This is a genomic window from Arthrobacter cavernae (genome assembly GCF_017368795.1).
Lineage (GTDB): Bacteria > Actinomycetota > Actinomycetes > Actinomycetales > Micrococcaceae > Arthrobacter > Arthrobacter cavernae.
Window position 1 is genome coordinate 111,685 of sequence record NZ_JAFNLL010000017.1, and the last position, 6,381, is coordinate 118,065.

Genomic DNA, 6,381 nt, shown 5'->3' on the forward strand with positions numbered 1-6,381 from the left:
CTGGATCACTAGGGTTCGAAATCCGGCCGCCAATTTGGGCATGCCGGAGTGGCTTATTGGCCCAGTTTATCGCCGCCCCGCGCCGCCACGGGAATTGTGACCAAATAGCGGCCACCCCCCGCGTATCGGTGCGGAGCCGTGCGGCGTACCATCGGCGTATGACGCAGAGTGCCGGCGGAATGCCAGGCAGTGACCCGGCGCCGGGTGCCCGCGCCGAAGGGGCCGCAGCGCCGTACGACGCGGTGCCGTACGACGCCGTGCCAGGGGGCGCCGCACGGGGCGTCACAGCCCAGAGGGTCTCCCGCCGCTTCGGAAGCGTCCAAGCCGTCGAGTACATGGACTTCCACGCCCCGGCGGGCAAAGTCACCGCGCTCATCGGGCCCAACGGTGCGGGCAAGACCACGCTCCTGCTGATGCTCGCCTCGCTGCTCCGGCCCGATGCCGGAACCATCCGCATCGACGGCTTCGACCCCGTCCGCGAGCACGCCGCCGTCAGGCGCAAGGTCGGCTGGATGCCGGACACCCTGGGCGTGTGGGATTCATTGAGTGCCCGCGAAATCCTCACGCAGATGGCCCGCTTCTACCGGCTGCCCGCCGAGGGCCGCGGCCAGCGGGTGTCCCGTCTGCTGCATGCGGTCCGGCTGGACGCGCTGGCCGACCAGCCCGCCCGGGCACTCTCCCGCGGCCAGCAACAGCGCCTCAGCCTGGCCCGCGCCCTGATCCACGACCCCTCCGTGCTGCTCCTGGACGAGCCTGCCTCAGGGCTGGATCCGGGATCCCGGGTGGAACTGCGGAACCTGCTGCGGCAACTGGCCGCGTCCGGGAAGGCCGTGGTGGTGTCCTCGCATGTGCTCAGCGAACTGGACGAGATCGCCGACGGCGCCGTGTTCGTCAACCAGGGCCGCACCGTCAAGCAGCAGACGCTCGAGGAAGCCGCCCAGGAGGGCCGGCGCTATTCCGTCACCGCCCTCGACGGCGCCGCGCTCAGTGCCAGGCTGCACGAGTTCGGGCTGGTCTTCCGTGCGGAGGGCGGCCGCCGGCCGTCCGTGAGCCTGGTGCTGATGGACGACGACGACGCCGCCTCCCTGCTCAAGCGGCTCGTCGAGTCTGGCGTCGGCGTGGTCAGCTTCGCGCCCACCACAGGCGCCCTGGAGGAGACCTACATGACCCTGGATGCGGAACGATGATGAACCAGGAGCGGCCATGAGCCTGGTGGGCGACAGCCCCGGAACCCCGACGGCGGGCCGGCGACCAGCCCAGGCGGGGAACGCCGTCGTCGGCTATTTTGCGGGCATCCGCGATGTCGTGGTGCTTGAGATGAAACAGCGGCTCCGTTCGCGCGGCTGGTACATCATGCTGGGCATCTGGTTTGCGCTGATCGCGCTGGTGAGCTGGCTGACGTGGGCCAGCTGGAACGCCAGCCAGCAGTTCATGCGGGAGATGCCGGACACCATGATGGGGGAGCCCAGCGGGCCCGGATCCATGATCTTCGAGGTGGTGCTCGCGTTCGTGCTGCTGTTCGGGCTGCTGGTGGCGCCCGCCCTGTCCGCGAACGCCGTCAACGGGGACCGTGCCGGCGGGACCCTGGCCATCCTGCAGATCACCCTGCTCACGCCCGGCCAGATCCTGTGGGGCAAGTTCTTCGCGGCCTGGCTGGTGGCGCTCGCGTTCCTGGTGACCAGCACGCCGTTCCTGGTGTTCGGGGTAATGCAGGGCGGGATGACCCCCGGGCACGTGCTGGTGTCCCTGCTCATGCTGGCCGTTGAACTGGCCGTAGTGTGCGGGATAGGGGTCGGGATTTCGGCGCTGGCGGGGCGGCCGCTGTTCTCGATCGTGGTCACGTACCTGACCGTGGCCGGGCTGGTGGTCGGGACTCTGATCGCGTTCGGGCTGGGCACGCAGCTGACCCAAGGAACCGTCCTGGCCAACAACGCACAGTATCCATACCTGGAAAGGCAGTTCCCGGTACCGAATACCAACGGCCAACCCGACCATACGTGCGTGGGGCCGCTGGAGGAACACGTGGTTTACCGCACCGAGCGGGTGGCCTGGGTCCTCGCCATGAACCCCTACGTCGTGGTGGCCGACGCCATCCCGTACCCGGACCGCAACGTCCAGGGCATGCACCACCACTACCCCGGCATGATCGAATCCATCAGCCAGAGCTCCCGGTACGCGCTCGCCGGCCCCGAACACAGCTACCCGTGTGCCAACGGCGTGCCGCACCCGCAGTACCTGGGCCAGACCACGCCGCTGTGGCCGCTCGGGCTGGGACTGCAGCTGATGCTGACCGGGCTCCTCATGTGGCTTGGCTGGCGCTCACTGCGGACCCCCGCACACCGTCTGGCCCGCGGCACCCGGATCGCGTAGCCGGGGCCATGCCCGCCGCGGTGGTGGTGCCGGGCCTGCTGCTGGCACGGCGGCGCGCGCAGCGGGGGTAGGGACTGCAGTACTAGTGGCCGAGTCGCTCGGCCAGACGCGAAATGGCGTCCTCCGGCGTCGGCACGGGTCCGAAGAGTTCGGCCTGGCGGCGGGTGTCGGCGACGTACCTGCCGGTGTCGAACCAGGCGGCCATGCTTGCCATGTCGACCATCAGCGGGGCAAACTTCGCCGTGATCTTGCCAATGGCGCGGAGCACGCCGGTGGGCGTGGCCATGACTCTGACGTTCTTGTCTGTGTGCCCTGATGCCAGGCCCGCGGCGTCCAGCATGCTGAGCGGCCGGTTCCAGCCGATATCAATGCGCTCACCCGCAGCAATATCCGCCTCGACGGCATCGGCCAAATACCCCGCAAGGTCGCTGCTAAGGACAAAGGTCAGCGGGATGTTCTTGGAGCCAAGCCAGATGATGCGGCCCTTCTCGAACGGGTCGCCGCCCATCCTGGCGATCTGGTCGAAGAACGCCCCTGGCCGCAGCGCGACGAAGGGGACGCCGAGCTCCTCGAGCTTGTCCTCCGCGAGCTTCTTGTGCCAGAAATGGGGCACCTGGGGTGTCTGGTCGCAGGTGAGAATACTAATGAGCACAAAGCGCGGCACGCCGGCGAGATTGGCGGCGACTGCAAGATTGGCGTTGCCGAAGGTATCGATCGCCTCGGCGTTCCTGTCGTTCCGGGTGTAGCCGGCCGCCGTCGAGATGACAGCATCGACGCCGGTCATCGCCGCGACAAGGGAACTGACATCCAGCATGTCACCGCGGGCAACCTCAACACCCTTGGCCTCGAGCTTCCCCGCGTCCGACGCCGGGCGGACCAGCGCGCGGACTCTCTTCCCGCGGCTGAGAAGCTCATCCACCACCTGGCCGCCCAGGTATCCAGTTGCTCCAACGACGAGTACCGGCTGTTCTCCAGTCATTGCTTTCTCCCGGGAATTGTTCCTGGGACCAGTCGTAGCACGTGCCTGCCCGCCGGTCCATGCTTCCCGAATCAAAATGCCCTGCGAAGTCGCGTGTCCTGCGCGGCTTGCCGCACACCACAGCGTTCGTTCTAGCGCAGCACCGAGCTGAGCAGCAGGCTCGTTTCGCTGTTCACCACGCCATCGATCGACCTGATGCGGCCCAGAACGTCATCGAAACCGGCCAAGTCCTCGGTACGTAGTTCCGCCACGAGGTCCCAGCCGCCGTTGGTGGTGTGCAGGGCGCTGATCTCCGGGAAACCGCGAAGCTGCCGGATGACCTTGTCCGTGGAACGGCCCTCCACGGCAATGAGGGAAACGGCCTGGATCGCCAAAGGATCCAGCTCGTCGCGGACCCGGACCGTGAATCCCACCACCGTACCCGAGGAGATGAGCCGCTCCAGGCGGCTGTTCACGGTGGCCCTCGCCACGCCAAGTTTTCTGGCCAGGCTGGCCATCGGCGCGCGGCCGTCTTCGCGCAGCGCCGAAATGAGCCTGCGATCAATGTCATCAAGGAGCGGCATGTACACAATGTATTGCCAACGTCAGCATTTCGTATAGAAATCATCCGAAAAGTCAGCAATTCCGCCCTTGAGCATGCAAAGCGTCCCTCCGTACTGTGGCTGAAACAACTGAGACTGACAACAGGAAAGAGGACGCTCATGACGCGCTTTGTCGATGTCCACAACATGGTCCGGTGGGTTGCCGGCCGCGGACCGGAGCGAATCATCTCGGAGATGATCGAGTACATGGAAGAGGACTTCCGCCGGTGGGAACACTTCGACAAGTGCCCGCGTGTGGCCAGCCATACCCCGTTCGGCGTCATCGAACTGATGCCCACGAGCGATCACGAAAGCTACGGCTTCAAGTACGTCAACGGCCACCCCTCAAACCCCTCCCGGGGCTTCCAGACCGTGACGGCGTTTGGCGTCCTGGCGGATGTCCACAACGGATATCCGACGTTCCTGGCCGAGATGACCGTGCTCACCGCCCTTCGCACGGCCGCGACGTCTGCCATGGTGGCCCGCCGGCTGGCGCGCCCCGGTTCCCGGGTCATGGCCATGATCGGAACGGGCAGCCAGTCCGAGTTCCAGGCTTTGGCATTCCGCGCCACCTTGGGAATCCAGGAGTTGCGGATCTGGGACACCGACCCCGCGGCAATCGCGAAGTTCCTCAGGAACATCGAGCCCATGGGCTTCGACGTCACTGTGGGAAGCTCTGCGGCAGATGCCGTCCAGGGCGCCGACATCATCACCACCTGCACCGCGGACAAGGCCCGGGCCACCATCCTTTCGGCGGATCTGATCGAACCTGGGGTCCACCTGAACGCGATCGGCGGAGACTGCCCGGGCAAGACCGAACTGGATCCGGCCATCCTCCTTGGCGGCGAGGTGTTCGTGGAGTTCACGCCGCAGACCCGGGTTGAGGGCGAAATCCAGCAAATGCCCACAGATTTTCCCGTGACCGAGTTCTGGGAAGTCCTCCTGGGCGCCAGGCCGGGCCGAACCTCACCCGAGCAGATCACCATTTTCGATTCGGTCGGCTTCGCCATCGAGGATTTCTCCGCGCTGCGCTACGTCCGGGACGCGGTTGCGGGCACCGCCTTCTTCGAGGAGATCGATCTTGTGGCAAACCCTGACGATCCCAAGGACCTGTTTGCCCTGGTCGCGGCGCTCTCCCCGGTGGGGTAACGGGGACCGCCTCGGACACGGTTCCAGGAGCGTCACGGAAAGTTGCCCGCACATCCAGATTCTGATTAGCATTCAGGCCATGGGGACAACCGAATACCGGCCCCCAGCTGCTTCGCCGGTTCGGGGATTCTGCTAGACCATCGTCCCAGGCAGCCAGCCCTTGTGGCCGGCTGCGTTCCCCCTGGGATGTCCATCCGAACCGGACCACTTCGCTCCGCTCGATGGAAGGTTTTTATCATGGCAACGGAAAATCCCGCTGCACCCAAGGATGACGTAGCCGACGCACCGGCCTTGTTCCGGCGTCTCGGTGCCGAAGTTTTCGGCACGTTCCTCCTGGTTTTTGCCGGCATGGGCACCGTCTTGTTCGCCGCCAAGTTCCCCGGCGCAGACGCCACCAACCCGCTTGGCGTGGGCTTCATCGGCGTCTCGCTCGCCCTTGGCCTGACCGTGCTGGCCGGTGCATACGCCGTCGGGCACATCTCCGGCGCGCACTTCAACCCGGCCGTGACGGTGGGCGTGGCCATTGCGGGCCGGCTCCCGTGGAAGGACGTTCCCGCCTACATTGGCGCGCAGGTGGTGGGCGCCGTCCTGGGCTCCAGCCTTCTTGCAGCGATTGCGGCCGGCGGACCGGCAGGCTTCTTTGAATCGGCACGCGCCGGCGGCTTCGCCTCGAACGGTTACGGCGAGCACTCCCCGGGCGGATTCGGCCTCGTCTCCGCACTCTTGGTCGAGTTCATTCTCACCGCAGTCTTCGTCCTGGTGATCCTGCTTGTCACTGACAAGGCGGCAGTGGCCGGCTTTGCGCCCCTCGTGATCGGCCTGACGCTGACCCTGATCCACCTGGCCAGCATCCCGGTCACGAACACTTCCGTGAACCCGGCCCGTTCCTTCGCTACCGCACTGTACGACGGCGGTGGCTGGGCCTTCGGTCAGCTGTGGGTCTTCATCGTGGCGCCGATCGCCGGAGCCGCCTTGGGCGCCATCGTCTACAAGACCGTCCTGGGCAGCAAGAAGTCCTAACGGAGTGCCCTTGCTAGGGAGTGTTGCTAAACCTCCCTTGGGTCCGGCTGCGGTTGGCTGGTGTGAAGGGCAATCGCTTTCTGGTTTCTGATGAGGCCTGGTCCGTGATCGGACCCCTGTTTCCTGCATGGAGGGCAACAGGCGTCCGGTCGCGGACCGCCGGACCGTGTCCTGGCCGACAAGGGCTACACGTCTAGGGCCAACCGGACCTGGCTGGCCGAACCAGCTTTAGCAACACTCCCTAGGAGCGTGGGTCGGTAGTCGTTAAAACGCCGGACGAAA

6 protein-coding genes are annotated in these 6,381 nt (G+C 66.1%); 4 read left to right on the top strand and 2 right to left on the bottom strand.

Annotated elements, in window-relative coordinates; genetic code table 11:
* The first annotated feature begins 158 nt into the window (after nt 1-158).
* Together J1902_RS09245 and J1902_RS09250 are read left to right on the top strand one after the other, a co-directional pair.
* Nucleotides 159-1,187, top strand: a complete 1,029-nt coding sequence (locus J1902_RS09245; protein ID WP_242701796.1) for an ABC transporter ATP-binding protein — start codon at nt 159-161, stop codon at nt 1,185-1,187.
* Nucleotides 1,174-2,370 carry an ABC transporter permease gene (locus J1902_RS09250; RefSeq protein ID WP_242701797.1) on the top strand — a complete coding sequence of 399 codons (1,197 nt, stop codon included), beginning with the start codon at nt 1,174-1,176 and terminating at the stop codon, nt 2,368-2,370. The genes J1902_RS09245 and J1902_RS09250 overlap by 14 nt, the downstream gene beginning before the upstream one ends.
* 82 nt (nt 2,371-2,452) lie before the next feature.
* Here J1902_RS09250 and J1902_RS09255 read toward each other — a convergent pair whose 3' ends face one another.
* Nucleotides 2,453-3,349 (bottom strand): SDR family oxidoreductase, encoded by an 897-nt coding sequence (locus J1902_RS09255; RefSeq protein ID WP_207615957.1) that lies wholly within the window; start codon nt 3,347-3,349, stop codon nt 2,453-2,455.
* 131 nt (nt 3,350-3,480) lie between these two features.
* The gene (locus J1902_RS09260; RefSeq protein WP_207615958.1) at nt 3,481-3,912 is read right to left on the bottom strand and encodes an Lrp/AsnC family transcriptional regulator; all 432 of its coding nucleotides are present in this window, start codon (nt 3,910-3,912) and stop codon (nt 3,481-3,483) included.
* A gap of 138 nt (nt 3,913-4,050) precedes the next feature.
* Between J1902_RS09260 and ocd the strand changes: the two genes are divergently transcribed.
* Together ocd and aqpZ are read left to right on the top strand one after the other, a co-directional pair.
* Complete coding sequence (ocd, locus tag J1902_RS09265) at nt 4,051-5,079, top strand: ornithine cyclodeaminase (protein WP_207615959.1); 1,029 nt, start codon at nt 4,051-4,053, stop codon at nt 5,077-5,079.
* A 237-nt stretch (nt 5,080-5,316) separates the two neighbouring features.
* Nucleotides 5,317-6,099, top strand: coding sequence for an aquaporin Z (aqpZ, locus tag J1902_RS09270; protein WP_207615960.1), 783 nt, complete (start codon nt 5,317-5,319; stop codon nt 6,097-6,099).
* The last annotated feature ends 282 nt before the right edge of the window (nt 6,100-6,381 follow it).